This window comes from Diaphorobacter sp. MNS-0, from assembly GCF_019602835.1.
Classification (GTDB): Bacteria; Pseudomonadota; Gammaproteobacteria; order Burkholderiales; family Burkholderiaceae_C; genus Diaphorobacter; species Diaphorobacter nitroreducens.
In genome coordinates this window covers 3,047,695-3,073,833 of sequence record NZ_CP080761.1, presented here as the reverse complement: position 1 = coordinate 3,073,833, position 26,139 = coordinate 3,047,695, and the positions used below count along the sequence as shown (strand labels likewise).

Annotated in this window: 21 protein-coding genes; 11 read left to right on the top strand and 10 right to left on the bottom strand. The window is 68.4% G+C overall.

Translation table 11 applies throughout. The annotated features are described in order from the left end of the window. Window positions 1–16 precede the first annotated feature (16 nt). From K2L43_RS14675 to K2L43_RS14660, 4 genes are all read left to right on the top strand, one after another. On the top strand, window positions 17–1,528 hold the full coding sequence (locus K2L43_RS14675) for a tripartite tricarboxylate transporter permease (RefSeq protein ID WP_103737071.1): 1,512 nt from the start codon (window positions 17–19) through the stop codon (window positions 1,526–1,528). 678 nt (window positions 1,529–2,206) lie between these two features. Continuing rightward, window positions 2,207–3,037, top strand: coding sequence for an SDR family oxidoreductase (locus tag K2L43_RS14670; RefSeq protein WP_220637857.1), 831 nt, complete (start codon window positions 2,207–2,209; stop codon window positions 3,035–3,037). 127 nt (window positions 3,038–3,164) lie between these two features. Continuing rightward, window positions 3,165–4,247, top strand: coding sequence for a TRAP transporter substrate-binding protein (locus K2L43_RS14665; RefSeq protein ID WP_220639014.1), 1,083 nt, complete (start codon window positions 3,165–3,167; stop codon window positions 4,245–4,247). After that, the gene (locus K2L43_RS14660; RefSeq protein ID WP_220637856.1) at window positions 4,244–6,928 is read left to right on the top strand and encodes an EAL domain-containing protein; all 2,685 of its coding nucleotides are present in this window, start codon (window positions 4,244–4,246) and stop codon (window positions 6,926–6,928) included. Before K2L43_RS14665 ends, K2L43_RS14660 begins: the two co-directional genes overlap by 4 nt. 19 nt (window positions 6,929–6,947) lie before the next feature. Here the strand turns inward: K2L43_RS14660 and K2L43_RS14655 are convergent, their stop codons facing one another. Then, window positions 6,948–7,850, bottom strand: a complete 903-nt coding sequence (locus tag K2L43_RS14655) for a DMT family transporter (protein WP_220637855.1) — start codon at window positions 7,848–7,850, stop codon at window positions 6,948–6,950. A gap of 132 nt (window positions 7,851–7,982) precedes the next feature. On the opposite strand from K2L43_RS14655, the gene K2L43_RS14650 reads away from it, so the two are divergent. The 3 genes from K2L43_RS14650 (at window position 7,983) to K2L43_RS14640 (ending at window position 10,977) form a co-directional block, all read left to right on the top strand. Then, on the top strand, window positions 7,983–8,969 hold the full coding sequence (locus tag K2L43_RS14650; protein ID WP_220637854.1) for a quinone oxidoreductase: 987 nt from the start codon (window positions 7,983–7,985) through the stop codon (window positions 8,967–8,969). After that, window positions 8,966–9,787 carry an NUDIX domain-containing protein gene (locus K2L43_RS14645; protein WP_172208154.1) on the top strand — a complete coding sequence of 274 codons (822 nt, stop codon included), beginning with the start codon at window positions 8,966–8,968 and terminating at the stop codon, window positions 9,785–9,787. Before K2L43_RS14650 ends, K2L43_RS14645 begins: the two co-directional genes overlap by 4 nt. Window positions 9,788–10,008: 221 nt before the next feature. Continuing rightward, on the top strand, window positions 10,009–10,977 hold the full coding sequence (locus tag K2L43_RS14640; RefSeq protein ID WP_172208152.1) for a bile acid:sodium symporter family protein: 969 nt from the start codon (window positions 10,009–10,011) through the stop codon (window positions 10,975–10,977). Here the strand turns inward: K2L43_RS14640 and K2L43_RS14635 are convergent, their stop codons facing one another. From K2L43_RS14635 to K2L43_RS14620, 4 genes are all read right to left on the bottom strand, one after another. Next, complete coding sequence (locus K2L43_RS14635; protein ID WP_135149635.1) at window positions 10,978–12,648, bottom strand: Na/Pi cotransporter family protein; 1,671 nt, start codon at window positions 12,646–12,648, stop codon at window positions 10,978–10,980. A gap of 97 nt (window positions 12,649–12,745) precedes the next feature. Continuing rightward, window positions 12,746–13,243, bottom strand: coding sequence for a signal peptidase II (gene lspA, locus K2L43_RS14630; RefSeq protein ID WP_047349862.1), 498 nt, complete (start codon window positions 13,241–13,243; stop codon window positions 12,746–12,748). Continuing rightward, entirely contained in the window at window positions 13,243–16,098 is a 2,856-nt protein-coding gene (gene ileS, locus K2L43_RS14625; RefSeq protein WP_220637853.1) for an isoleucine--tRNA ligase, read from the bottom strand. The genes lspA and ileS overlap by 1 nt, the downstream gene beginning before the upstream one ends. 114 nt (window positions 16,099–16,212) lie before the next feature. Next, window positions 16,213–17,256, bottom strand: a complete 1,044-nt coding sequence (locus K2L43_RS14620; protein ID WP_011806508.1) for a bifunctional riboflavin kinase/FAD synthetase — start codon at window positions 17,254–17,256, stop codon at window positions 16,213–16,215. Between the two features lie 162 nt (window positions 17,257–17,418). Here K2L43_RS14620 and K2L43_RS14615 point away from each other — a divergent pair, with 162 nt between their 5' ends. Further along, window positions 17,419–17,976 (top strand): HNH endonuclease, encoded by a 558-nt coding sequence (locus tag K2L43_RS14615; protein ID WP_011806507.1) that lies wholly within the window; start codon window positions 17,419–17,421, stop codon window positions 17,974–17,976. A 59-nt stretch (window positions 17,977–18,035) separates the two neighbouring features. On the opposite strand, the gene K2L43_RS14610 is transcribed toward K2L43_RS14615, so the two are convergent. From K2L43_RS14610 to K2L43_RS14600, 3 genes are all read right to left on the bottom strand, one after another. Beyond that, window positions 18,036–19,151, bottom strand: coding sequence for an acyl-CoA dehydrogenase family protein (locus K2L43_RS14610; protein ID WP_220637852.1), 1,116 nt, complete (start codon window positions 19,149–19,151; stop codon window positions 18,036–18,038). Window positions 19,152–19,161: 10 nt separating this feature from the next. Continuing rightward, window positions 19,162–20,343, bottom strand: coding sequence for an acyl-CoA dehydrogenase family protein (locus K2L43_RS14605; RefSeq protein WP_015914057.1), 1,182 nt, complete (start codon window positions 20,341–20,343; stop codon window positions 19,162–19,164). 87 nt (window positions 20,344–20,430) lie between these two features. Continuing rightward, a complete protein-coding gene (locus K2L43_RS14600; RefSeq protein WP_220637851.1) occupies window positions 20,431–21,108 on the bottom strand; it encodes a YceH family protein in 678 nt (225 codons plus the stop codon). A 23-nt stretch (window positions 21,109–21,131) separates the two neighbouring features. Between K2L43_RS14600 and purN the strand changes: the two genes are divergently transcribed. Beyond that, the gene (purN, locus tag K2L43_RS14595) at window positions 21,132–21,716 is read left to right on the top strand and encodes a phosphoribosylglycinamide formyltransferase (RefSeq protein ID WP_220637850.1); all 585 of its coding nucleotides are present in this window, start codon (window positions 21,132–21,134) and stop codon (window positions 21,714–21,716) included. A gap of 64 nt (window positions 21,717–21,780) precedes the next feature. Here the strand turns inward: purN and K2L43_RS14590 are convergent, their stop codons facing one another. Both K2L43_RS14590 and K2L43_RS14585 read right to left on the bottom strand, forming a co-directional pair. Beyond that, window positions 21,781–22,338, bottom strand: coding sequence for a hypothetical protein (locus K2L43_RS14590; protein WP_220637849.1), 558 nt, complete (start codon window positions 22,336–22,338; stop codon window positions 21,781–21,783). Between the two features lie 206 nt (window positions 22,339–22,544). After that, on the bottom strand, window positions 22,545–22,793 hold the full coding sequence (locus K2L43_RS14585) for a DUF1653 domain-containing protein (protein WP_041836404.1): 249 nt from the start codon (window positions 22,791–22,793) through the stop codon (window positions 22,545–22,547). A 50-nt stretch (window positions 22,794–22,843) separates the two neighbouring features. Between K2L43_RS14585 and K2L43_RS14580 the strand changes: the two genes are divergently transcribed. Then, on the top strand, window positions 22,844–24,715 hold the full coding sequence (locus tag K2L43_RS14580; protein ID WP_220637848.1) for a M48 family metallopeptidase: 1,872 nt from the start codon (window positions 22,844–22,846) through the stop codon (window positions 24,713–24,715). Between the two features lie 43 nt (window positions 24,716–24,758). Further along, a complete protein-coding gene (locus K2L43_RS14575; protein ID WP_220637847.1) occupies window positions 24,759–26,036 on the top strand; it encodes an RsmB/NOP family class I SAM-dependent RNA methyltransferase in 1,278 nt (425 codons plus the stop codon). Window positions 26,037–26,139 lie beyond the last annotated feature (103 nt).

The window sequence follows — 26,139 nt, the reverse complement described above, 5'->3', positions numbered from 1 at the left end:
TTCGGAGATCTAGACCATGGAATTGTTTGAACACCTCTCGATGGGTTTTGGCGTCGCGTTTACGTTCCAGAACCTGATCTACTGCTTTATCGGCTGTCTGCTGGGCACGCTGATCGGCGTGCTGCCCGGCGTGGGCCCCGTGGCCACCATCGCCATGCTGCTGCCCGCCACCTATGCGCTGCCGCCCGTGGCCGCGCTGATCATGCTCGCTGGCATCTATTACGGCGCGCAGTACGGCGGCTCCACCACCGCCATCCTGGTGAACCTGCCGGGCGAGTCGTCCTCCGTGGTGACCGTGATCGACGGCTACCAGATGGCGCGCGCGGGCCGTGCAGGCCCGGCACTGGCGGCTGCCGGCATTGGCTCGTTCTTCGCGGGCTGCGTGGGTACGTTGATCCTGGCGGCCTTTGCGCCCCCGCTGACGGAAGTGGCCTTCAAGTTCGGCCCCGCCGAGTACTTCTCGCTGATGGTGCTGGGCCTGATCGGTGCCGTGGTGCTGGCTTCGGGCTCGCTGCTCAAGGCCGTCGCCATGATCGTGCTGGGCCTGTTGATGGGCCTGGTGGGCACGGACGTGAACTCCGGCGTGGCCCGCTACAGCTTTGACATCCCCGAGCTGACCGACGGCATCAGTTTCACCGTGATCGCCATGGGCGTGTTCGGCTACGGCGAAATCATCGCCAACCTGTCCAAGCCCGACGACGAGCGCGAAGTGTTTGCCGCCAAGGTGCACGGCCTGTTCCCCACGGCACAGGACTTCAAGCGCATGCTCCCCGCCATGCTGCGCGGCACGGCCCTGGGGTCGTCCCTGGGCATCCTGCCCGGCGGCGGCGCGCTGCTGTCGGCCTTCGCGGCCTACACGATCGAGAAGAAGACCAAGCTCCATCCCGGTGAGGTTCCGTTCGGCAAGGGCAACATCCGCGGCGTGGCGGCTCCCGAGTCGGCCAACAACGCGGGTTCGCAGACCTCTTTCATCCCGCTGCTGACGCTGGGCATTCCGCCCAACGCCGTGATGGCGCTGATGGTGGGTGCCATGACCATCCACAACATCCAGCCCGGCCCGCAGGTGATGACCAGCAACCCCGAGCTGTTCTGGGGCCTGATCGCCTCGATGTGGATCGGCAACGCCATGCTGGTGATCCTGAACCTGCCGCTGATCGGCATGTGGATCAAGCTGCTCTCCGTGCCTTATCGCTGGCTGTTCCCGTCCATCGTGCTGTTCTGCGCGGTGGGGGTGTACTCCACCAACAACAACACGTTCGACGTGTGGATGGTGGGCGGATTCGGTGTCATCGGCTACCTGTTCTACAAGCTGGGGGTGGAACCCGCTCCCTTGCTGCTGGGCTTCATCCTGGGCCCGATGATGGAAGAAAACCTGCGCCGTGCGCTGCTGCTGTCGCGTGGCGACTGGAGCGTGTTCGTCTCGCGCCCCATCTCTGCCGGCCTGCTGGCGGCCGCGGCCCTGCTGCTGGTCATCGTGCTGCTGCCCGCGGTGAGCAAGAAGCGCGAGGAAGCGTTCGTCGAGGACTGACGCAGATGGCCGCCCTGGCATGTGCCAGGGCACCCCTTGCAAGGCGCCCCTTTCCGGGGCGCTTTTTTTATGCGTGGCGGCGACGGGGTAATGGCGCAGATGCTCCTGAAAGGGGCGCTGGTGGCGCTTGGACGACAAGCGTTGAAAGGGTGAGGGATGCTTTGGTGGGAGGCGCGTTCCGGCCTGCCTCCAACGTAGCTGCCGGCTACGCAGCCGCGTGTCGCGCCGACAACCGCCGCGCGGTGCCCGCCCGCTGCGATGCCGCGGTCGCCGGTCTTCCTGGCGGGCGGTGCGGTGTATCTCGTCTACAGTGGCGGGCTGGTGCGGCGACGCATCGGGTGAACGCGCTGAAGGAGCAGGTACTGGACGCCAGCGCCGGCTGCCTGGGCGGCACCCGACGGCGCTGCAGCCGCTGCTCAGGCGCACCGCAGAGAATCGCCTTCCAGCACACGGGCCCTGGCATGGCGGCACACAGGAGCATGATCGGTGCAACACCCGTCATGGCCGCGCGCGTCTGACGGTTCGGTTGATGGTCATTCCCTGGGACGGAGGACGGGTTTTCGTGCCCCGCGCGGTGTTCGACGCGGGCGGTGGTCCTGATGCGGGTGTGGGCAGTGTCCACTATGATCGTTTCAAATTGTTTTGCAGGAACCGCCTCCGGCGGCGATGGAGCACGGTATGGATCTGGGTATCGCGGGTAAATGGGCGCTGGTCTGCGGGGCCAGCAAGGGGTTGGGCCGCGGCTGCGCCGAAGCGCTGGTGCGCGAGGGCGTGAACGTGGTGATCAACGCCCGCAATGCCGGCGAATTGCAGCGCACCGCTTCTGATTTGATAGCTATTGGCGCAGATGCATCGGGCGTTGGAGGCCAAAATGGCAGCCAACCCACGGTGCTGGCTGCGGCGGCCGACATCACCACCCCAGAGGGGCGCGCAGCCGTTTTTTCCATAGCTGGCGGGCCGGGCCGGGACTTCGACATCGTGGTCACCAACGCCGGCGGCCCCCCGCCCGGCGATTTCCGCGAGTGGGACCGCGATGCCTGGATGCGCGCGGTGGATGCCAACATGCTCACGCCCATCGAACTGATCCGCGCCACGGTGGACGGCATGGCGCAGCGGGGCTTTGGCCGCATCGTCAACATCACCTCCAGCGCAGTGAAGGCCCCCATCGACATCCTGGGCCTGTCCAATGGCGCGCGCAGCGGCTTGACCGGCTTTGTGGCCGGCGCGGCGCGCAGCGCCATTGCCGCGCAGGGCGTCACCATCAACAACCTGCTGCCGGGCAAGTTCGATACCGACCGGCTCGCGGGCACCCTCCAGGCCGCGGCCGGCAAGACCGGCAAGAGCCTCGATGAAGTGCGCCGCGCCCAGCAAGGCGCCATCCCGGCGCGCCGTTTTGGTACGCCGCAGGAGTTCGGCGCCATCTGCGCCTTCCTGTGCAGCGTGCACGCGGGCTATATGACGGGGCAGAACGTATTGGCTGACGGCGGTGCCTATCCCGGCACCTTCTGAGGAACGCGCCAGACCACAACGGGCGAGAACGCGCCGACCGACCGCCATGCCCCGCGCCGCGATGGGGGCGGGCGGGTGCAGGGTTCAGGTGCCGAAAGGGTGTTGCATGCAACTGCTGGGACGACCGATGCGCTGCCCCGCACTGCGCGGGCGGCTGGCCTTGTGGGGCGCGGCGCTGCTGTGCGCGGCCGCGCACGCTGGCGCGCCGGACACGCCCGCGGCCGATGCCGCGCAGTTGCGCCTGCGCGTGGTGGGAGGGCTGGCCGGCGTCACGCAGTACACGCAACTGGAGGCGCCCTTCTGGACGCGCGATTTGCCGCGCCTGAGCGAGGGCCGCTACCGCGCCGATATCGTGCCCTTCGACCGTGCCGGCGTTCCGGGCATGGAGATGCTGCGCCTCTTGCAACTGGGCGTGGTGCCCTTCGGCACGGTGCTCATGAGCTCCCTGTCGGCACAGTACCCCCAGTACACCGCCGTGGACCTGCCGGGGCTGAATCCGGACCTGGCGACGCTGCGCGCTTCGCTCGCGGCCTTCCGTCCGTACCTGGAGAAAGCCCTGCGCGAGGAGCATGGCGTGGAGCTGCTGGCGGTTTACGTTTACCCGGCGCAGGTGCTGTTCTGCAAGGACCCGCTGCTGGGCCTGGATGACCTGCGCGGGCGGCATGTGCGGGTGTCCTCGGCCGCGCAGGGCGATTTTTTTGCGGCGCTGGGCGCCAAGCCCCAGCGCGTGCCCTTCGCGCAAGTGGTCAAGAGCATGGAGACGGGCGCCAGCGAATGCGCCGTCACCGCCAGCATGTCGGGCAACATCCTCGGTCTGCACGCACATGCGGCCTATCTCTATCCCATGCCCATCAGCTGGGGCATGGCGGTGTTTGCGGCCAATCGCGCGGCCTGGCAGGCGCTGCCCGCCGATCTGCGCCAGCTGCTGCAGGCCGAGCTGCCCAAGCTGGAGACGGCCGTGTGGCTCAGTGCCCAGGGCGAGACCGAGCAGGGCCTGGCCTGCAATGTCGGGAGCCCCAGCTGCACCACCGGGCGCCAGGGCGCAATGGCGCTGGTGCCGGTGCGCGCGCAGGACGAGGCGCGGCGCGAGACCATCTTCAACACCGTGGTGCTGCCGCGCTGGGTCCGGCGCTGCGGAGCCCGCTGCCGTGATATCTGGGATCGCACCATCGGTCCTGCGCGCCGCATGAGTGCGCCGGTGCAGCCATGAAGCCCATGCCCGGCAGGCGCCTGCACCTGATCACCTGGGGGGTGGTGGCTGCGCTGCTCGCAGGGCTGGCGGCGGCGGTGGCCGTGCTGCTGTGGCATACGCGCGCGGACGCGCTGGACGTTGCCGAGGCGCGCGTCACCCGTTTCGCCGCGGGGGCGGAGGCGGGCATGAACCGCACGCTGCTCTCTTTCGACGTGCTGTTGGCGCATACGGAAGAGCTGCTGGACCTGCGCGCACGCGACCGTGCAGGCCTTGACGTGGCGGCGGCCGACACGCTGCTGAGCGGCGTGGCGCGGCAGAACCTCCTGCTGCGCTACGTGGCGCTGCTCGATGCGCGGGGCGCCGTGCTGGCATCTTCGGCGTCCACCGGCGAACTGGGCGGCGTGGAGCTGCCCGAAGGCTTCCTGGCGGCCGCCCTCGCGCCCGCGGTGGCCACGCTGTCCGTCAGCCAACCCGTGGTGAGTCCTACCAGTTCCGAGCGGGTGCTGTACATGGCGCGCCAGTTGCGCATGGGCGACGGCACGCCGCTGCTGGTCGTCGCGCAGGTGCCGACGGAAGCACTGGTGGCGGTGCTGATGCAGGGGCTGGAGGTTCCCGACATGGAATTGACGCTGGAGCGCACGCAAGGCGTGCTGCTGCTGGGCGTGGAGGCGCCACAGGGGACCGTGGAGCGCCAGGAGCGCGCAGCGCCGGCCCTGCAGGAAGGCGGCGCGGACGATGGCGTGCACGCATGGCAGGCCAGCGCACGGCTGTCGGGCAAGCCGGCCATGGTGGTGGCGCGTCCGCTCATCTACCCCGATCTGTGGGCCACCGTCAGCCTGCCGCGCGACGCGGCGCTGGCGGGCTGGCGGCAGGAGGCGCTGACGGTGCTGTTCGGCGCGCTGCTGTTTGCGGCCACGGTGGTGGCCGCGGGAAGCGTGGTCGCCCTGTACCTGCGGCGCATGCACAGTGCGCGGCGGGTGGTGGCGCGCTCCAAGGCCACGCTGGACCAGGCGCTCGAAGCCATGGTGAGCGGCTTCGTGTTGCTGGACGCACAGCGCTGCGTGGTGCAGTGGAACCTGCGCTTCGAGGAGATGTTCCCCTGGCTCGTCAGCACCATCGGGGAGGGCGTGCCGTTTCGCCGCGTACTGGAGACGACTGTGCACTACCACCTGCCCGGCGCGAGCGCGGAGGAAAAGCGCGCTTGGGTGGAGGAGCGCCTGCAGCAGCAGTGCACGCCGCGAGGCGGGGTGGAGCAGCTTTTGCCCAACGGCCATTACGTGCAGATCACCGAGCGCGCCACGGCTGATGGCGGCGTGGTCATCATCTACCACGACGTGACCGATCTGCGGCTGGCCACGGCCGAAGTGGAACACCTGGCGTTCTACGACCAGCTCACCGGCCTGCCCAACCGGCGCCTGCTGCTGGATCAGCTGGGCGACGCCAGCGCATCGGCGGTGCGTACGGGCACGCATGGCGCGGTGCTGTTCATCGACCTGGACCATTTCAAGACCCTTAACGACACCCTGGGCCACGAGATCGGGGACTACCTGTTGCAGCAGGTGGCCCGCCGCCTGGAAAGCGGCGTGCGCGTGGGCGACATCGTGGCGCGCCTGGGCGGGGACGAATTCGTGGTGCTGCTGGCCGGCCTGGCGACCGAGGCGGAACGCGCCCGCGAGCAGGTGCGCGCCGTGGCCGAGAAGGTCGTGCAACTGCTGGCGCAGCCCTATCCGATCGCGGGACAGAGCTACCACGGCAGCTGCAGCGTGGGCGCCGCGCTGTTCGGCAGCGTACTGCAGACTGCGGCCGAAGTACTCAAGCAGGCGGACATCGCCATGTACCAGGTCAAGGCGCAGCGCGGCAACGCGGTGTGCTTCTTCGACCCTCGCATGCAGGTGGCGCTGAGCGCGCGTGCGCGGCTGGAGTCGGACCTGCAGGATGCGCTGCGCGAAGGGCAGTTCCTGCTGCACCTGCAGCCCCAGTTCACGCGCGACGGCGCCGTGGTGGGGGTTGAGGCGCTGCTGCGCTGGCAGCACCCGGAGCGCGGCCTGGTGCTGCCTGCGGAATTCATCGGCGTGGCGGAGGACAGCGAGCTCATCGTGCCCCTGGGCCGCTGGGTGCTGGCCAGCGCCTGCGAGCTGCTGGCGCGCTGGCAGGCATCGCCGCGGCTGCGCGAGCTGTCGCTGAGCGTGAATGTGAGCGCGCGCCAGTTCCGCAGCCTCGACTTCGTGGAGCAGCTGTCGCAACTCTTGCTGCGCAGCGGCGCACCGGCGCACCGGCTGGAGTTGGAACTTACCGAATCCCTGGTGCTGGAGGACGTGGAAGACTCCATCGCCAAAATGCACCAGCTGCGCACCAAGGGTGTGCGTTTCGCCGTGGACGATTTCGGCACGGGCTACTCTTCACTGGCCTACCTCACGCGGCTGCCCTTGCATCGGCTGAAGATCGACCGCACTTTCGTGCACCACCTGGGCGAGAGCCGCAGCGACGATGTGGTGGTGCAGACCATCCTGGGCATGGCGCGCAACCTGGATCTGGAAGTGGTGGCCGAGGGGGTAGAGACAGAGGAACAGCGCAGCTTTCTCGCGCTGCATGGCTGCGACGTGTACCAGGGCTACCTGCTGGCGCACCCCATGCCGGTGGAGGTGCTGCAGGCCCGCTACGGCGACGCGCCGCAGGCGCAGCCCGCAGCAGCGCACTGACGCCTGTGCGCGCGCCGGCCTAGGCCCTGCGCGACGACACCACGATGCCACCCACGATCAGCGCGAACGCCAGGGCGTGGTACAGGTGCGGCGCTTCTCCGAGGAAGACCGTGGACAGCACCGCCGCGAACAGCGGTGTGAGGTTGATGAAGAATCCCCCCACCACCGGCCCCGCGCGCTGCGCCGCCACGCCCCAAAAGCGATAGGCCAGGATGGCCGGGCCCACGGCGATGAAGGCCAGGCCAGCGGCCAGCGGCCAGCCCCAGGTGATCTGCGTGGCGCCCAGTGACCATTCCACGCCCGCAAAGGCGCCCGACCAGCCCAGTCCAAAGATCATCTGCGCCATGAGGAAGGCCGCCCAGTCGCCGCGCAGTTCGCGCGGCTCGCTGGTGCGCACCAGCAGCCAGCTGTAGAACGACCAGGAGATGGTGGCCGCCACCATGTACAGGTCGCCCGGCACCAGGCGCAGCGCCAGCAACTGCTCCCAGCTGCCGCGGCTGAGCACCAGCACCACGCCGGCCACCGACAGCAGCACTCCCGCTATTTGCCTGCGCGAGGTCGGCACGCCGAAGCACAGCGCGCCGATGATGAGCATCCATACCGGCATGCCCGAGCCCACCAGCGTCACGTTCAGCGGCGTGGAGGTCTGCAGCGCCAGGTACTGCAGCGCGTTGTAGCTGCCGATGCCCAGCAGGCCCAGCAGCGCATAGCGGCGCCAGTGCGGCCACAGCGGGCTGCCGGGGCGCAGCACCTGCCAGGCCAGCGGCAGCAGCAACGCAAACGCCAGCAGCCAGCGCACGAAGTTCAGGGTGATGGGCGGGATCAGCGTGTTCAGCGCGCGGCCAACCACGGCATTGCCGGCCCATAGCAGCGGCGCGGCCATGAGCATCGCAATCGTGCCCGGTGAGAGTCGTTGGGTCATAGGGGCAGCAACTGTAAGCGAAAGACGTGACAGTCGGCGTCCTCCCGTGTGTGTCCCGCGCACGGCAAGGGCTGGCAAATCATGGCAGCATCTGCGGCGTTCGCTTGCAATCATTCCAGGAGACCCATTCCCATGACCCTCGCCGTTCAGATCCGCCAGCACGGTGGCCCCGAAGAACTCCAGATCGTTGACGTGCAGGTCGGCGAGCCCGGCCCGGGCGAGGTGCGCATCCGCCACCGCGCGTTGGGCCTGAACTTCATCGACGTGTACCACCGCACCGGCCTGTACCCCTTGAACATGCCGGCCAGCATCGGCATGGAGGGCGCGGGTGTGATCGAGGCGGTGGGCGAGGGCGTCACGCACCTGCGCGTGGGCGACCGCGCGGCCTACGCCAGCCAGCCGCCCGGCAGCTACTGCGAAGTGCGCGTGATGCCCGCCAAGTGCGTGTGCAAGCTGCCCGATGCGATCAGCTTCGAGACCGGTGCGGCCATGATGCTCAAGGGCCTGACCGCCCAGTACCTGCTGAAGAAAACCCGCCCCGTCGAAGGGCTGGAGCCCGGCGACTTCGTGCTGTTCCACGCGGCCGCGGGGGGCGTGGGCCTGATCGCCTGCCAGTGGGCCAAGGCCCTGGGCCTGCAGCTCATCGGCACCGCAGGATCGGACGCCAAGTGCCAGCTGGCGCTGGACAACGGCGCGGCCTATGCCATCAACTATGCCAAGGAAGACTTCGCCGCCCGGGTCAAGGAGATCACCGGCGGGCGCGGCGTGAAGGTGGTGTACGACTCCGTGGGCAAGGACACCTGGGACAAGTCGCTGGATTGCCTGCGTCCCTTCGGGTTGATGGCCAGCTTCGGCAACGCGTCGGGCCCCGTGGCGCCGTTCGCACCCGGCATGCTGGGCGCCAAGGGCTCGCTGTACGTCACGCGCCAGACGCTGTTCAGCCACATCACCACGCGCGAGGCCACGCAGGCCATGGCGGACGACCTGTTCGCCGTGGTGGCCAGCGGCCAGGTGAAGATCCACATTGCCCAGCGCTATGCGCTGCGCGACGTGCAGCAGGCGCACCGCGACCTGGAGGCGCGCAAGACCACGGGCTCCACCATCCTCACGCTGGAATGACGGCGCCCAGCCAGCCGGCGCCCGCCTGGGTGGCCGCCGCACGCCGGCAGGCGCATTGCCCGCCAGTGGCACCGCGCGTGCCGCTGCTGTTGGGGCGCGAGTGCGTGGGGTCGGTGGATGCCGCGGTTTTTGACCAGATTGGCATCCAGAGGTTACTGGACAAGCGCTGGCAGCTATCACAAGTAGAGCATCAAGGGCAACCCGCCTGGGCCCTGCCGGCGCAGGAGGCCACGGCGGCGCTGAATGCGCTGGCCCATGCGCTGCGCACGGCGGGCTGCTGCGGCCCCTGGCGCGACGAGCAATTGGCCGTGTGCACGCCCGATGGCCGGCGCCTGGCGACCGTGGAGCGCGGGGCCGTGCGCGTGCTGGGCCTGGCCACGCAGGCCGTGCACCTGGTGGGCCGCACGGCGGGGGGCGCCCTGTGGGTGCAGCAGCGCTCCTTCACCAAGCCCAACAACCCCGGCCAGTGGGACACGCTGATGGGCGGAATGGTGTCCGCGGCCGACAGCCTGCATGAAGCCCTGGCGCGCGAGACATGGGAGGAGGCCGGGCTGCGCCTGGAGCAACTGCAGGCCCTGGCAGCCGGCGGCCATGTGCAGTTTGCGCAGCCCAGCAGCGAGGCGGGTGGCACCGGCTACATGGTGGAGCGCATCGACTGGTTCCACGCCACCGTGCCCGAGGGCGTGGTGCCGGTGAACCAGGATGGCGAAGTGGCGCACTTCGAATGCCTGCCCCATGGCGAGGTGCACGAGCGCCTGGCTCAAGGGGCGTTCACGCCGGAGGCGGCGCTGGTGCTGGCCGGTTTTTACGGATGGTGATTTGCTATCAAAACAATAGCTGTTACCGCATAATGGACAAGCGTTAGACAGCGATCTCATTCGTTAGTGGAGCGCCGCCGCGGCGGTTGCCTGTGCAGCGGACTGGAGAACATGCGGCGCGCCGACGCCATAGGGGCACATGCCCGACAATCCAGGCCTCATGCCTGCGCCGGCAGGCTCGCCGCACTACGGCACGCTTTCTCCACCGCTCTTCGCACACCATGGCCCGTTCCCGTCTGCTGCCCGACAACTTCACCCTTGCCCTCGTGGCCACCGTCACGCTGGCCAGCCTGCTGCCTGCATCCGGCGCCGTGGGCGCGTTTTTCGAGAAGGCCACCGTGGGCGTGGTGGCGCTGCTGTTCTTCATGCACGGCGCCAAGCTGTCGCGCGAGGCCGTGATCGCGGGCATCGGCCACTGGCGGTTGCATCTGCTGGTGGTGGCCAGCACCTTCATGCTGTTTCCGGTGCTGGGCCTGGTGCTGCGGCCGGTGCTGCAGCCGCTGGTGACGCCCGAGCTGTACACCGGCGTGCTGTTCCTGTGTGTGCTGCCGGCCACGGTGCAGTCGGCCATCGCCTTCACGGCAGTGGCGCGCGGCAACATGGCGGCGGCCATCTGCAGCGCCTCGGCCTCCACCCTGCTGGGTATCGTGATCACGCCGCTGTTGGTGGGCGTGGTGCTGCCGCAGGCCTCGGGCACGGTGCAGCAGGACGTGCTGGGCAGCATCGGTCGCATCATGCTGCAGCTGATGCTGCCCTTCGTTGCGGGGCACCTGCTGCGGCCGTGGATCGGCGGTTTCATTGGCCGCCACGCGGCGACGCTCAAGTACGTGGACCAGGGCTCGGTGCTGCTGGTGGTCTACACCGCATTCAGCGCAGCCGTGGTGGGCGGCCTGTGGCGCGAGTTGCCGCTGCCCGCGCTGGCCGGCCTGCTGGTGGTGTGCGCGGTGATCTTGGGCCTAGCGCTCACCGCCACCACTTGGCTGGCGCGGCGCCTGGGTTTTTCCAAGGAGGATGAGATCACCATCGTGTTCTGTGGCTCCAAGAAGAGCCTGGTGAGCGGCGTACCCATGGCCAAGGTGCTGTTCCCCTCGGAGGCCGCGGGCGCCATCGTGCTGCCGCTGATGGTGTTCCACCAGATGCAGCTCATGGTGTGCGCGGTGCTGGCGCAGCGCTACGCCCGGCGCGCCTGACTACAGCCGCTCGTCGGGCATCGCCGGGGCGCCTGCCGCCTTCGCATGCAGCGGGCGGATGGCGGCATTGGCTTCCAGCACCGGATAGGCCACCGAGCACAGCAGCGAGTTGATGCGCTTGAGGTCGCTGATGATGTCGATGTGCAGCGAGCTGGTTTCTATGCTCTGGATGGTGTTTTCCGCCAGCCGGTTCAGGTGGGTTGCGGCGTAGGCCAGTTCCAGCTCGCGGAAACGGTTTTTTTCCTCCAGCAGCTTTTGCGCGTCGCGCACATTGCTGGTCAGGAACACGCTCATGGCCAGGCGCAGGTTGGCCACCAAGTGGTCGTGCATTTCATTGATTTCCTGCAGGCCGGCGTGCGAGAACTGGCGCCCCTTCTTGATCTTCTTGTCCTCCACGTCCTGCAGCACGCGCTCCACCAGATCGCCGATCTGCTCCATGTTGATGGTGAAGCTGATGATTTCGGTCCAGCGCCGCCCCTCGCCTTCGTCCAGCTCGGAGCGCGAGATCTTGGTCATGTAGTACTTGATGGCCGAGTACAGGCTGTCCACCTGGTCGTCCAGGGCGCGCAGCTCCTGGCCCAGCTTCTGGTCGTCGGTCTGCCACACGGTCTTCAGGCCGCCCAGCATGGTCTCCACCAGGTCGGCCAGGTGCAGGGCTTCGCGCGCGGCGCAGGAGATGGCCAGCGAGGGCGTGGACAGGGCCGAGGCGTCGAGATGGTGCGGGCGCGACAGCGCGGCCGACACCTCCTCCTTGGGGGTGATTTTCTTCACCGCGGTGGCGATGTGGCCGGCGATGGGCAGGCACAAGAGCGCCACCATGAAGTTGAAGGCCAGGTGAAACAGCACCACCTGGCCGGCCTTGTCGGGCACCAGGGCCTGGATATGGGTATGCCACAGGCCGATGAGCGGAATCATGACCAGCGCCCCCACCATCTTGAACAGCAGGTTGCCGATCGGCACCTGGCGCATCTGCAGGCTGGAGCGCAGCGTGGTGAGCACGGCCAGCACGCCGCTGCCCAGGTTGGCGCCCACCACCAGGCCCAGTGCCACCTCGGTGGGAATGCCGCCCGAGCCTGCCAGCGTGGCCACCAGCAGCACCGTGGCCAGGCTGGAGTAAGAGATCACGGCCAAAATGGCGCCGGTTAGCACCTCCAGCGTGATGTCGCTGGTCAGCGTCATGAGCAGGGCGCGCACCACCTCTGACTGCGTCAGCACCAGTGTGGACTCGGTGATCAGGCGCAGCGCCAGCAGCATCAGGCCCAGGCCGATGAGCACGCGCCCCACGCGCCCCGGCTTGGCGTCCTGGCGTGCGACGAACAGCACGACGCCGACAAAAATGCACAGCGGCGAGAGCCAGGACAGGTCCAGGGAAAACACCACCGCCATCAGCGCCGAGCCCACGTCGGCGCCCAGCATCACGGTCAGCGCCGCCATCAGCGAAATCATGCCCTGGCCCACGAAGGCCGACACGATCAGCGCCGTGGCGGTGCTGGACTGCACCACCGCCGTCACCCCTATGCCCGAGAGCACGGCCAGCAGCCGCGTGCGCACGCCGCGCGCGATCAGCTGGCGCAAATTGGCGCCGAAAACGCGCAGGATGCCGGTGCGCACCATCTGGATGCCCCACACCAGCAGGGCAATGGCGGCCAGCAGATTCAGCAGGTGCTTCATGGGCGGGCTCAGAACTCCTTAAAACGGTCCCGTGGAACCGTGAAACAGTGCAGCATACCCGTGATCGGGCGCCGCCACGGCGCCCAGGGGGATGCCTTCAGCCGGCGCGGCGCACGCGCAGCAGTTCGTCCAGGATCAGGCAGGCCGCGCCCACGGTGATGGCGCAGTCGGCCACGTTGAAGGCCGGGAAATGCCAGCCGCGCAGGTGAAAGTCCAGGAAGTCCACCACGTAGCCATGCTGCAGGCGGTCCACCACGTTGCCGATGGCACCGCCCAGGATGCTGGACAGCGCGAAGCAGAACAGCTTCTGCCCCGGGTGGGCGCGCAGCTGCCACAGGATAAAGACCGCCGTTGCCAGCGCAATGCCCGTGAACAGCCAGCGCTGCCATCCCCCGGCATCGGCCAGGAAGGAGAACGCCGCCCCGGTGTTGTGCGCCCGCACGATGTTGAAGAAGCTGGTCACGTAGGTCGCGTCGCCCAGGCGGTAGTAGCCCAGGATCAGCGTCTTGGTGAACTGGTCGGCAATGACGAGCAGCACGGCCCAGGCCAGCCAGGGCCACAGGCTGGCGCTGCGGGATGCGGCGGCGCGCGCCATCAGGCGTGCACCCGGTTTTCACCGGCGCCATGCAAGTTGCTGTCGCAGCGCCCGCACAGCGTGGGGTGCTCGGGATTCTGGCCCACGTCGGCACGGTAGTGCCAGCAGCGCTCGCACTTGGCATCGGAACTGGCCGCAACGCTGATCTGCAGGGCGCTGCCAGCTACCAAATGTGTAGCTGAAACGATGAGCACGAACTTCAGGTCGTCGCTCAGGCTGGCCAGCAGCGCATGGTCGTCGGGCGCGGCAGTGAGCGTGACCACAGCCTGCAGCGACGAGCCCACGGTGCCGGCAGCGCGCACGGTCTCGATCTCCTTGTTCACCGCGTCGCGGATCTCACGCAGGCGTTCCCACTTGGCGGCTAGGCCCTCGTCGGCCGTGGGAATGGTCTGGTAGGTCTCCAGGTAGATGGTCTCGGACTGGCCGAACACCTTCCACGCTTCTTCGGCCGTGAAGGACAGGAACGGCGCCATCCAGCGCAGCATGGCATGGGTGATCTGGTAGAGGGCGGTCTGCGCGCTGCGGCGCGCCAGGCTCTTGGGCGCCGTGGTGTACAGGCGGTCCTTGAGCACGTCGAGGTAAAAGCCCCCCAGGTCTTCCGAGCAGTACAGCTGCAGCTTGGCGACCACGGGGTGGAACTCGTACACCTTGTAGTGCGCCAGGATGTCCTGCTGCAGCTGCGCCGCGCGCGAGAGGGCGTAGCGGTCGATCTCCAGCATCTGCTCGAACGGCACGGCGTCCTGGGCCGGGTCGAAGTCGCTCACGTTGGCGAGCAAGAAGCGCAGCGTGTTGCGAATGCGGCGGTAGGCGTCCACCACACGTGCCAGGATCTTGTCGTCGATCGCCAGGTCGCCCGAGTAGTCGGTGGCGGCACACCACAGGCGGATGATTTCGGCGCCCAGCTTGCCGCTCACCTCCTGCGGCGAGACGGTGTTGCCCAGCGACTTGCTCATCTTCTTGCCCTGGCCGTCCACCGTGAAGCCGTGCGTGAGCAGGCCGCGGTAGGGTGCGCGCCCGAAGATGGCGCTGGCCAGCAGCAGCGAGCTGTGGAACCAGCCGCGGTGCTGGTCATGGCCTTCGAGGTACAGGTCGGCCTCGGGACCCTCGTCATGGTGCATGGTGGGGTGGGTGCCGCGCATCACATGCCAGAAGGTGGAGCCGGAGTCGAACCACACTTCCAGGATGTCGGTGCTCTTGGTGTAGTGCTTGGCGTCCTCCGCGCCCAGGATCTCCTCGGCCGTCACACGGCTCCAGGCTTCGATGCCGCCCTGCTCGACGATCTCTGCGGCCTGGTCGATGATCTCCATGGTGCGCGGGTGCAGCTCGCCCGAGTCCTGGTGCAGGAAGAACGGGATCGGCACGCCCCAGCTGCGCTGGCGCGAGATGCACCAGTCGGGCCGCCCGGCAATCATATCGCGCAGGCGGGCCTTGCCGTTGTCCGGGTAGAAGGCCGTGTGCTCGATGGCTTCCAGCGCGATCTGACGCAGGGTCTGTGCGGGTTTCTGCGCCGGGTCGGTGAACACGCCCTCGCCCTCGTCCATGCGCACGAACCACTGCGCCGCGGCGCGGTAGATCACGGGCGTCTTGTGGCGCCAGCAGTGTGGGTAGCTGTGGGTGATGGTGGTGGTGTTCAGCAGGCGGCCGGCGACCTTGAGTGCGTCGATGATGACGGGCACGGCCTTCCAGATGTGCTGGCCGCCGAACAGCGGAAAGTCCGCCGCGTAGGTGCCGTTGCCCTGCACGGGGTTCAGGATCTGATCGTAGGCCATGCCGTGGGCGACGCAGGAGTTGAAGTCGTCCACGCCATAGGCGGGCGAGGAGTGCACCAGGCCCGTGCCATCGCTGGCAGTGGCGTAGTCGGCCAGGTACACAGGCGACAGACGCCGGTAGCCCGCGTCCATGTCGTACAGCGGATGCTCGAACTCCAGGCCCGCGAGCTTTTCGCCGGGCACCACGGCCAGGACCTGGCCCGTGAGGCCCCAGCGCGTCATGCAGGCCTCGACCAGCGATTCGGCCACGATGAACAGGCCGCGCTCGGTGTCCACCAGCGCGTACGGCAGCTCGGGATTGAGGTTCAGTGCCTGGTTGGCGGGGATGGTCCAGGCGGTGGTGGTCCAGATGACCGCGAAGGCGTCCTTGGACAGGGCGGGCAGGCCGAAGGCAGCGGCCAGCTTGGCCGGCTCATGTGCCTTGAACGCCACGTCCAGCGTCTGGCTCTGCTTGTCCTGGTATTCGATCTCGAACTCCGCCAGCGACGAGGCGCAGTCGAAGCACCAGTACACGGGCTTCAAGCCACGGTACACGAAACCGCGCTCCATGACCTTCTTGAGCGCGCGGATCTCGCCGGCCTCGCTCGCAAAATTCATGGTCTTGTACGGGTTGTCCCAGTCGCCCAGCACGCCCAGGCGCTTGAAGTCCACCATCTGCTGCGCGATCTGCTCGGTGGCAAACGCGCGGCCCTTGGCCTGCATCTCGTCGCGCGGCAGGTTGCGGCCGTGCAGCTTTTCGATGGCGTTCTCGATCGGCAGGCCGTGGCAGTCCCAGCCCGGCACGTAGATCGCGTCAAAGCCCTCGAGCTGGCGCGCCTTGATGATCATGTCCTTGAGGATCTTGTTGACTGCATGGCCGATGTGCAGCTGGCCGTTGGCGTACGGCGGGCCGTCGTGCAGGATGAACTTCGGCGCGCCGCTACGCGCGTCGCGCAGCTTCTTGTAGATGCCCTTGTCGTCCCATTCCTTGACCCAGCCCGGCTCGCGCTTGGGCAGGTCGCCGCGCATGGGGAAGGGCGTGTCGGGCATGTTCAGCGTGCCGCGGTAGGCACTGGCGGGGGCGTTCTTGGGGTTGGAATCGGACATGGGAACCTTCAGGTCAAGGGCGTTCCGGGCGTGGCCCGAAAGGCAAACACGGGGGCAGGACAAGGGCGGGGCTGGCGCGGCCCGCCAAGCGCTGGCGGGGCGAAGGCGGCCCCGTCAAATTCGGTCGCGGGTGGTCTGGCGACGGGTCTCTGCGTGGGAGGATGCGAAGTACGCGCGGGCGTCATCGCAGTCCTTGGCGATGCCGGTTGTGAGGGCGCCCAGGCTGTCGTACTTCAGCTCGTCGTGTAGTTTGTGCAGGAGTTCCACGCGCACGATTTTACCGTAGGCCCCCTCGGCCCCCAGGTGAGCGGGCCACTGCAGGCAATGCGTCTCCAGCAGCACGCGCCCGCCGTTCACGTCGCTCGGGTCCAGCGACGGGCGCACGCCCAGGTTGGCCACACCGGGCAGGGGCTCGGCGTCCAGCCCGTGCACCAGTACCGCGAAGATGCCGCTGGCGGCCGGTTTCCAGTGCGCAAAGCGCAGGTTCAGCGTGCGAAAGCCGTCCTGGTGGGGCCCGCTGGCGGCGGAGCGGCCCAGCGACCGGCCCAGCTTGCGTCCATGCACCACGTGGCCAGAGATCGCGTACGGGCGCCCCAGCAGGCGAGTGGCTTCCTCCATGTCGCCGGCGCCCAGGGCGTCGCGCACGGCGGAGCTGGAAACACGCAGCCCGTGCACCTCGTAGCTGTTCATGCGCGCCACCTCGAAGCCGCGCTCGCGGCCGGCGGTGTCCAGCATGGCGTAGTCCCCCGCGCGCTGGGCGCCGAAGCGGAAATCGTCGCCCACCAGCAGGTAGCGCGCCCCCAGGCCGCCCACCACCACATCGTCGATGAAGGCCTGGGGTGCCTGGCGTGCCAGCTTTTCGTTGAACGGCAGCACGATGGTCTGCTGCACGCCGCAGCGCGCCAGCTCGGACAGCTTGTCGCGCAGCGTGCCGATGCGCGCGGGCGCGAGATCCGGGCGCTTGTGCACCCCGGCGAAGTAGTCGCGCGGATGCGGCTCGAAGGTCAGCACGCAGCTTTGCACGCCGCGGTGCTGCGCCTCGCTGTTCAGCAGGGCCAGCATGGCCTGGTGGCCGCGGTGCACGCCGTCGAAATTGCCGATGGTGAGGGCGCAGGCCGGTGCCACCTCCGGGTGATGGAAGCCGCGGAAGATCTTCATCGCAGTGCTTTTCTTTTGATAGCGGCTGGCGCAAGTCCATCAAGCGCTTGACGCCAATTTGTCATGAAAAAGAGTATATTGTGCGCTACCGGCTGCGCTGCACAGTGCGACCGGCGAGACATCAACGTTCCGATTCTTGTGTTCCATGGCAGGAGGCGTGTTGTGAAGGTCTTGAAGCTGTCGGCCCAGGGGCTGCCGCAATCCTGGATAACGCTGGAGCAGGCGGTCACGCACTACGCCGCGGGCGAGGTGCGCTGGGAGATCGGCGCGCAGGTCGCGCTGTTTCGCGGTGGCCATAACGCCATCACCGGCGAGCAGTCACAGATCGCGGTGAGCAGCATCATCGGTACGCGTGGCGTGCCGAACATCAACCCCTTCGACCTCTACCCCAGCCTCACCAACGCCAAGCTGTTCGCACGCGACCGCAACGTGTGCGCCTACTGCGGAGGGCATTTCCAGGAACAGGACCTGACCCGCGAGCACATCGTGCCGTTTGCCAGGAACGGCGTGGACCACTGGATGAACGTGGTCACCTCGTGCCGCCCCTGCAACCACCGCAAGGGCCCGCGTACGCCCGAGCAGGCGCATATGCCGCTGCTGTACACGCCTTACGTACCCAGCCTGTGGGAAGACTTCATCCTGCGCAACCGGCGCATCCTGGCCGACCAGATGGAGTTCCTCATGGCCCACGTGCCCAAGTCGTCGCGGCTGTTGAGCTGACGCAGGCAGCATCCGAAAAAACGCGGCCAGGGGCCGCGTTTTGGGTTGAGGACGGGCCCTTAGGCAAACACCCCCGCCGTGTCCTGCATGCGCGCGCTCACCTCGCCCAGGTGGTGCAGCGTGTCGCCCCACGACATCTCCAGCTGCGTGAGCGTCTTGAAGTAGTGGCTGATGATGTACTCGTCTGTCACGCCGATGCCGCCGTGCAACTGCACCGCCTGCTGGCCGACGAAGCGCATGGACTGGCCCAGTTGCACCTTGGCGCGGGCCAGGGCGCGGCGGCGCTCGCCGGCTTCCTCGCCCAGCTTCAGGCTGGCGTAGTAGCTCATGGAGCGCGCCAGTTCCAGCTGCATCTTCATGTCGGCGATGCGGTGGCGCAGCGCCTGGAAGCTGGCGATGGGCACGCCGAACTGCTTGCGCTGGTTCATGTAGTCGGCGGTGATGGCCAGGGTCTGCTCCATGGCGCCCACGGCGTAGGCGCAGGCGGCGGCAATGCCGGTGTCCACGGCCAGCTCCAGCGCGGCCAGGCCGTCGGCGGTGGCGAGTGTGGCGGGCGCCTGGGTCAGCGACAGTTCGGCGGCGCGGCTGCCGTCCTGCGTGAGGTAGCCGCGCGTGGCCACGCCGGCGGCGCTGCGTTCCACCAGGAACAGCGCGATGCGGCCATCGAGCTGTGCGGGCACGAGGAAGGCGTCCGCCTGGTCGCCCGCCGGAACTACGCTTTTGATAGCTGTGAGCGCATATCCACCGGGCGCTGCAGCCGCTTTTGCCTCGCAAACATCGAGGCGGTAGCGGGCCTTGCGCTCCTGGTGGGCCAGCACCACCAGGGCTTCGCCGCTGGCGATGCGCGGCAGCCAGGCGGACTGCACGTTGTCGTCGGCGCACTCGCTGAGCACGCGGGCCGCAATGAACGCATGCGCCAGCGGCTCCAGCACGATGCCGCGGCCCAGCTCTTCCATGGCCACCATGGCATCCACGGCGCCCTGGCCCAGGCCGCCGTGGGCCTCGGGCACGGTGAGGGCCGTGAGGCCCAGTTCGGCCAGCTCGTTGTAAGCGGCGCGGTCAAATCCGCCCGCGGCCACGATGGCGCGGCGGCGCTCGAAACCGTAGCCCTTGTCCACCCAGCGGCGTACGGCGTCGCGCAGTTGCTGCTGGTCGTCGGAGAAATTGAAATCCATGGTTATCTCCTTAACCCAGCACGGTCTGAGCGACGATATTGCGTTGCACTTCATTGCTGCCGCCGTAGATGGTGGTCTTGCGCAGGTTGAAGTAGGTGGAGGCGAGCGGGGCGTTGGCGGCCACGCCGCCAGGGAAGTCGCCCTGCCAGCCGGCTTCCATGGCTTCCTCGATGAAGGGCAGGGCGAACGGGCCGGCGGCCAGCATCATCAGCTCTGCATAGCGCTGCTGGATCTCGCTGCCGCGGATCTTCAGCAGGCCGGCGATGTCCAGCGGGTTCTTGCCGCTCTTTTCCATCGACAGCACGCGCAGCACCAGCATCTCCAGCGCGACGATGTCCACCTCCAGCAGCGCGATCTGGTCGCGAAAGCGCATGTCGTCCCACACGCCCTCGGCCTTGGCGATGCGCTTCAAGCGCTCCAGCTCGCGCTTGGCGCGGTTCACGTCGGCGATGTTGGTGCGCTCATGGCTGAGCAGGTGCTTGGCGTAGGTCCAGCCCTTGTTCTCCTCGCCGATGAGCTGGTCGGCAGGCACCTCGACGTTGTCGAAGAACACCTCGTTGACCTCGCACTCGCCATCCAGCAGCTTGATGGGCCGCACGGTGACGCCGGGCGACTTCATGTCCAGCAGCAGGAAGCTGATGCCCGTCTGCGGCTTGCCCTCCGTGCTGGTGCGCACCAGGTTGAACATCCAGTCGCCGTACTGGCCGAGCGTGGTCCAGGTCTTCTGGCCGTTGACGATGTACTTGTCGCCCACGCGCTCGGCGCGGGTCTTGAGGCTGGCCAGGTCCGAGCCCGAACCCGGCTCGCTGTAGCCCTGGCTCCACCACACCTCGCCGCTGGCGATGCCGGGCAGGAAGCGCTGCTGCTGCTCCTTGCTGCCAAAGGCCATGATCACGGGCGCCACCATCACCGGCCCGAAGGGCACGATGCGCGGCGCGCCGGCGAGGGCGCATTCCTCTTCGAACAAGTGCTTTTGCACGGCGTTCCAGCCGGGTCCGCCGAACTCCCGGGGCCAGCCGTAGCCCAGCCAGCCCTTGGCGCCGAGGATCTTGGCCCAGCGCTGCATGTCGTCCTTGGTCAGGCGCAGGGCGTTGTGCACCTTGTGTGCGATGTCCTGGGGCAGGTGGGTGCGCACCCAGGCGCGAATTTCCTCGCGGAATGCCTGCTCTTCGGGGGTGAATGCAAGGTCCATATGCTGTCTCCTGTGAAGCCGCCGTTGTAGCACGGGCGTGCTTTTCAACCCTGTCCGAACCGTGACAGGGGCGGGGTCTTGGCGAGGTCAGTGCTCGGCCACGCCCAGTTGCTCGCACAGGCGCTGCACCGTGGCGCGCAGCGTGGCGACTTCTTCCTCCAGGGCCTGTACGCGCTGCGCCAGTGCGCCGTCTTCCTTGCTGCGTGACGTGGGCGATGCGCTGGCCATCTGGGCGGGGCTGGCATCCACCGGGCCGCACAGCAGGTGGGCCCAGCGCGGCTCGCGCGCGCCCGGCGCCCGTGGCAGCAGCGTGACCAGCGGCCCGCCCTTGTCATCGGAGCGCGACTGCAGCTCGTCCAGGAAGGCCTCGACCGAGGAGATATCGGCAAACCGGTGCCAGCGCTCGGCATTGATGCGCAGCTCGCCCGCGGTTTGCGGGCCGCGCAGCATCAGCAGGCCCAGCAGCGCGGCGGACTGGTCGGGCACGCCCACGCCGCGGGTGAAGTTGTGCTCCCAGCGCGCCACGCGCGCGCCGCCGATCTCCAGCACCAGCGTCTGCTGGCGCAGATCATCCAGCGCCTGCTGCACCTCGCTCTCGGTGAGTTGCATGACCGGATCGCGGCTGCTCTTTTGGTTGCAGCCGGCCAGCAGGCTGTTGAGGGTGAGGGGATAGCTGTCGGGCACGGTGCGGGACTTTTCCAGCAGCGTGGCAAGCACGCGCGCTTGCGGCGCGGTCAGGGGGCGGGTGCGGGCGTCAAAGGGCATGGGCAGGGGATAATTTCCGGCAAATGAAGAACATCGTGATTTTGATCTCCGGCGGCGGCTCCAACATGGCGGCCATCGTGCGCACCGCGCAGCAGCAGGACTGGGCAGGACGCCACGGCATCCGTGTGGCCGCGGTGCTGAGCAACAAGGCCGATGCCAAGGGCCTGGCGCTGGCGCGCGAACAGGGCATTGCCACCCAGGTGCTGGACCACAAGGCCTATCCCTCGCGCGAGGCGTTCGACACCGCGCTGGCCCAGGCCATCGATGCCTACGATCCGTCCTTGGTGGTGCTCGCAGGCTTCATGCGCATCCTCACCCCCGGGTTCGTGGACCACTTCGCGGGCCGGCTGGTCAACATCCACCCCTCGCTGCTGCCGGCCTTCACGGGCCTGCACACGCACCAGCGCGCCATCGACGCTGGATGCAGGTTCGCCGGCTGCACGGTGCACGAGGTCACGGCAGAACTGGACGTGGGCCCCATCCTGGACCAGGCGGTGGTGCCCGTGTTGCCGGGCGACACGGCCGACGCGCTGGCCGCCCGCGTGCTCACGCAGGAACACCTGATCTATCCACGCGCCGTGCTGGCGCATTTGCTCGCAAATCGATAGCTTTTAGCGCTGATGGGGCGTGCGCTGGAGCGTGATTTGCTTGCAAGCCGCCCGGGCGGCACGCTCACAGCGTGCGCGCCACCTGCGCGCCGCCGCCATCCTGCAGCAACGCGCGCGCCTGCCGTGTCTGCGCGGTGTCGGTCGGGTGCACCACCACCGCCCAGCGGCCCTGCTCCAGGGCTTCGCGCACCTCGGTGATCAGCCCCACGTGGTCGGGGCGCATGGTGACGAGGCCGCCGGCCAACAGGCCGAAGGTGGTGCAAAAGCCCACCACGGCGATGAAGGCCAGCAGTGGGCTGCTGGCGATCAGCGGGGTGCCCGAGCGCAGCAGCCACGCGTACAGCAGCAGGCCGACCACGCCGCCCGCGAAACCGGTCACCACGTGGGCGCGGATCATCGTGCGGAAGATGCCACGCTGCTCCGGCTCCAGCGTGCGGCCGAAGTGCTCGGCATGGTCTTCCCGCGCATCCTCCGGCCCCAGCATGCGCACCTGGCCGGGCGCCATACCGGGCAGGCTTTGCAGCCGCGCCACCATCGCCTGTGCGTCGGCCCGGTCGTTGAACACGGCGGCCACCTTGGTCAGCGACCGCTCGCCAAACATTCCCTGTAGCAGATAGTCCATGAAAGGCTCCTTTCCGCGGCGCACGGCTCGCCTGCGCACGCCGCCGCTTGTCGTCCTGACTACACCGTAGTGCCCGCCTTTGGGCACCGGCGTAGGACAAGGGAGGGCAGGGGTGCCGGGCCGCGCGCGCAGCCAGTAGGTGGTATTTGCTATTGAAAGAGGAGCTGCTACCGCTTGATGGACAAGCGCAAGGGCCGTATTTGGCTTCAATCCTCGGGTGTGCCCGCGCACGCGGCGAAGCGCGGCTGCTCGCGGCCATCGACCACCACCGTCCCGTTGAACATGGCGGCCGGGCGCACCCACAGGCCCTGCTCGCCGTACAGCGCGCGGTACAGGGTCATGGGCTCCAGCGTCTCGCTGTGGCGTACCGTGCCGAGCACCTCGTACAGCCCGCCTTTGTAGTGGCGGTAGCGGCCGGGGGGTGTGCAAACCAGGGGTGGCAGTTCATCGTTCATGGATAGCATTCGCGGTGGGAAAAATACGCATCACAACGGGAGGGTGGTTGATGGAGAAGGCGGACTTCATACACATGGTGCGCATGAGCGAGATGGCCAGCGCCGACGACAGCCGTGCCTACCGCCGCGGCGTGGCCGCCTTTGCGGCGCTGGGCTACGCCTGGGTGCTGGGCTGCCTGGCGCTGGCCGTGGGCATGCTGGTATGGGTGGTGCCCCAACTCCTCCACGGCAAGTTCCGCTTCGCCTGGGTATGGATTGTGATGGCCGCGTGCGGCCTGTTATGGCTGAGCCTGCGTGCGCTGTGGGTGCCGCGCAGCCCGCCCCAGGGCGTACAGATCACCGCGCGTGAGGCGCCGGCACTGTTCGATGCGCTGGAGCGCATCCGCCGCAAGATCAAGGGGCCGCCCATCCACGAGGTGTATCTGGACGACGACTTCAACGCCAGCATCCGCCAGGAGGCACGCTGGGGCATGCTGGGCGGTGCGCGCAATCAGCTCACGCTCGGTCTGCTGCTGCTCATGGCGCTGGACAAAAAGCGCCTGCTGGCGGTGCTGGCCCACGAGTACGGCCACCTGCGTGGCGACCACGGGCGCTTTGCGGCCTGGATCTACCGCACCCGCCTGAGCTGGCACCGCCTGCACGAGGGCATGCAGGACGATGCGGGCCCCATGGCCGTGGCCACGCGGGCGTTCCTGGACTGGTACTGGCCGCGCTTTGCCGCCAAGACCTTCGCCCTGGCCCGCCAGGACGAATACGAGGCCGACCGCATCGCCGCGCGCCTGCTGGGCCAGGATGAGGTGGCCGCCGCGCTCACCGAGGTCGAGATCAAGGGCGCCTGGCTGGGCGAGCAGTTCTGGCGCCAGCACTGGCAGGGCGCGCTGTCCCAACCGCTGCCCGCCGGGCCCTACGGCGCCCTGCAGCGCCTGCTGGCACTGCCGCCGGAGCCGGCCTTCGCCCAGATGGCGCTGCGCGACGCGGTACGGCGCCTGAGTGGCGTGGACGACACCCATCCCGTACTGCGCGACCGGGTGGAGGCGCTCACGGGTGGGCGCCCCACGCTGCCGCCGTGGTCGCAGCGCGGGGCGCTGTCGCTGCTGGGGGCGCAGGCGCGCGGCTGGCTGGCGCACTTCGATGACCAGTGGTGCAAGGCCAACGCCACGGTGTGGAAGCAGCACCACGCCCGCCTGCAGCGGGCGCAGGAGCGCGTGCGCACCCTGCAGTCCACCCAGGCCGGCAACAGCGCCACCGAGACCGTGGAGCTGGCGCGGTTGATGCGCCGGCTGGACCCGCAGGCCGCCGTGCAGCCGCTGTACGAGCGCGTGCTGGCGCGCGAACCCGCCCATGTGGGTGCGCTGCTCGGGCTGGCCGACAGTCTGCCGCCACAGGACGCCGCGGCGCGCCTGCGCTGTTGCGAGGCATTGTGGGACGGCAGTCCCACCCATCGCTGGGGTGCGGCCCGGGGCGCGGTGCAGGCGCTGGAGCAGCGTGCCGAGGCCGGTGGGGACTATGACGCCGAGGCCCTCAAGCGCTGGCGCGAGCGCGTGCGCCAGGCGGAGGAGGTGGAGGATGCCGCCCTGGAGGAGCTGTACGACACGCCCTTCTTCCAGCGCGTGAGGCGCCACGATCTGAGCGCGTTCGAGCTCGGCGAGCTGCAGGCCGAATTGGCCCTGCACCGCGCGGTGGCGCGCGCCTGGCTGGTGTGCAAGCAACTGCGGGCCATGCCCCAGCGGCGCACCTACCTGCTGTTCGTGCAATTGCACGGTCTGGATGCGCAGGCGCGCTTTGCCCTGTGTCGCCGTCTGGAAAGCGAGCTGGAACTGCCGGGACAGCTGCTGGTGCTCGCGGCCGGTGACACGGCGGCGTTGGAGGACATCGAGCGCCAGGCGTTTGAGCCCGTGCACGCCGGGCCCGGAGGGGCTTGAGGCGGCGGCGGATGATGCGGGCGCGAGATGGGACAATCACGCCATGCATCCCAAAGCCCTTGTGGACGCCTGCGCGGAACTCGTCAGGCTGGTCCTTACTTTTGAACACCCGGCCGACGCCGTGGTCTCGCGCTACTTCCGCGAGCACCGCGGCCTGGGCCCGCGCGAGCGCGCCACGCTGGCCGAAACCGTCTACAACGTCCTGCGCAAGAAGCTGTTGTTCGAGCAGCTCGCGCGCTCGGGCGCGGGCCCCAAGGAGCGGCGCCTGGCCATCCTGGGCTTTCACGGCCCGCGCGACTTCGTCAAGAGCGCACTGACAGAGCAGGAAAAGTCCTGGCTGGACCAGTGCGACGCCGTGCGTCCTGAAGACCTGCTGGCGCCGCACCGCCACAACCTGCCCGAATGGCTGGTGGCGCCGCTCAAGGAGCAGCTGGGCGAGAGCGGCTTCTGGGCCCTGGCCGACAGCCTGGCGCAGCCGGCGCCATTGGACCTGCGCGTCAATGCCTTGAAGGAAAAACGCGACCAGGTGCAGAAGGAGCTTGCGCAAGCAGCTATCAAATCGATAGTGACACCCTACTCTCCCTGGGGACTGCGCATCGCCGGCAAGCCTGCGCTCACCAAGCTGGACGCGTTCACGCGCGGCGCCATCGAGGTGCAGGACGAGGGCTCGCAGTTGCTCGCGCTGCTGCTGGACGCCAAGCGCGGCGAGATGGTGGTGGACTTCTGCGCCGGTGCCGGCGGCAAGACGCTGGCCATCGGCGCGGCCATGCGCAGCACGGGGCGGCTGTACGCCTTCGACGTGTCGGCCCACCGGCTGGAGGCGCTCAAGCCCCGCCTGGCGCGCTCGGGCCTGTCCAACGTGCACCCCGCGGCCATCGCCCACGAGCGCGACGAGCGCGTCAAACGCCTGGCCGGCAAGATCGACCGCGTGCTGGTGGACGCCCCCTGTTCGGGCCTGGGCACGCTGCGCCGCAACCCCGACCTGAAGTGGCGCCAATCGCCCGAGGCGCTGCGGGAGCTGGCCGGCAAGCAGACCGCCATCCTGGAAAGCGCGGCGCGCCTGGTCAAACCTGGCGGGCGGCTGGTCTATGCCACGTGCAGCGTGCTGCCGCAGGAAAACGAGGCCATTGCCGAAGCCTTCGGCGCGGCGCATGCCGATTTCGAGCCGCAGGACGCCGGCGCGCTGCTCACGCAGCTGAAGGTGCCCGATGCCGCCCGCCTGTGCCATGGCGGCGCCAGCGGCACTGGATATCTGCGGCTGTGGCCTCATCTGCACCAGACGGACGGTTTCTTCGCTGCCGTCTGGACCCGCCGCGCGTAACTTTCCTACGCGTTGGCACGCAACGCGAAGCCATCCTGGCGGCCGGGCATGTTCCGGTCCGCGGAGACGGCGCCCGACAATGTGGAACGCCGCCGGCTGTGCG

What these genes read in the sequence shown, in the direction of transcription:
- K2L43_RS14675 (WP_103737071.1), top strand. Translation starts at nt 17, where the DNA reads ATGGAATTGTTTGAACACCTCTCGATGGGTTTTGGCGTCGCGTTTACG.
- K2L43_RS14670 (WP_220637857.1), top strand. Translation starts at nt 2,207, where the DNA reads ATGGATCTGGGTATCGCGGGTAAATGGGCGCTGGTCTGCGGGGCCAGC.
- K2L43_RS14665 (WP_220639014.1), top strand. Translation starts at nt 3,165, where the DNA reads ATGCGCTGCCCCGCACTGCGCGGGCGGCTGGCCTTGTGGGGCGCGGCG.
- K2L43_RS14660 (WP_220637856.1), top strand. Translation starts at nt 4,244, where the DNA reads ATGAAGCCCATGCCCGGCAGGCGCCTGCACCTGATCACCTGGGGGGTG.
- K2L43_RS14655 (WP_220637855.1), bottom strand. Translation starts at nt 7,850, where the DNA reads ATGACCCAACGACTCTCACCGGGCACGATTGCGATGCTCATGGCCGCG.
- K2L43_RS14650 (WP_220637854.1), top strand. Translation starts at nt 7,983, where the DNA reads ATGACCCTCGCCGTTCAGATCCGCCAGCACGGTGGCCCCGAAGAACTC.
- K2L43_RS14645 (WP_172208154.1), top strand. Translation starts at nt 8,966, where the DNA reads ATGACGGCGCCCAGCCAGCCGGCGCCCGCCTGGGTGGCCGCCGCACGC.
- K2L43_RS14640 (WP_172208152.1), top strand. Translation starts at nt 10,009, where the DNA reads ATGGCCCGTTCCCGTCTGCTGCCCGACAACTTCACCCTTGCCCTCGTG.
- K2L43_RS14635 (WP_135149635.1), bottom strand. Translation starts at nt 12,648, where the DNA reads ATGAAGCACCTGCTGAATCTGCTGGCCGCCATTGCCCTGCTGGTGTGG.
- lspA (WP_047349862.1), bottom strand. Translation starts at nt 13,243, where the DNA reads ATGGCGCGCGCCGCCGCATCCCGCAGCGCCAGCCTGTGGCCCTGGCTG.
- ileS (WP_220637853.1), bottom strand. Translation starts at nt 16,098, where the DNA reads ATGTCCGATTCCAACCCCAAGAACGCCCCCGCCAGTGCCTACCGCGGC.
- K2L43_RS14620 (WP_011806508.1), bottom strand. Translation starts at nt 17,256, where the DNA reads ATGAAGATCTTCCGCGGCTTCCATCACCCGGAGGTGGCACCGGCCTGC.
- K2L43_RS14610 (WP_220637852.1), bottom strand. Translation starts at nt 19,151, where the DNA reads ATGGATTTCAATTTCTCCGACGACCAGCAGCAACTGCGCGACGCCGTA.
- K2L43_RS14605 (WP_015914057.1), bottom strand. Translation starts at nt 20,343, where the DNA reads ATGGACCTTGCATTCACCCCCGAAGAGCAGGCATTCCGCGAGGAAATT.
- K2L43_RS14600 (WP_220637851.1), bottom strand. Translation starts at nt 21,108, where the DNA reads ATGCCCTTTGACGCCCGCACCCGCCCCCTGACCGCGCCGCAAGCGCGC.
- purN (WP_220637850.1), top strand. Translation starts at nt 21,132, where the DNA reads ATGAAGAACATCGTGATTTTGATCTCCGGCGGCGGCTCCAACATGGCG.
- K2L43_RS14590 (WP_220637849.1), bottom strand. Translation starts at nt 22,338, where the DNA reads ATGGACTATCTGCTACAGGGAATGTTTGGCGAGCGGTCGCTGACCAAG.
- K2L43_RS14585 (WP_041836404.1), bottom strand. Translation starts at nt 22,793, where the DNA reads ATGAACGATGAACTGCCACCCCTGGTTTGCACACCCCCCGGCCGCTAC.
- K2L43_RS14580 (WP_220637848.1), top strand. Translation starts at nt 22,844, where the DNA reads ATGGAGAAGGCGGACTTCATACACATGGTGCGCATGAGCGAGATGGCC.
- K2L43_RS14575 (WP_220637847.1), top strand. Translation starts at nt 24,759, where the DNA reads ATGCATCCCAAAGCCCTTGTGGACGCCTGCGCGGAACTCGTCAGGCTG.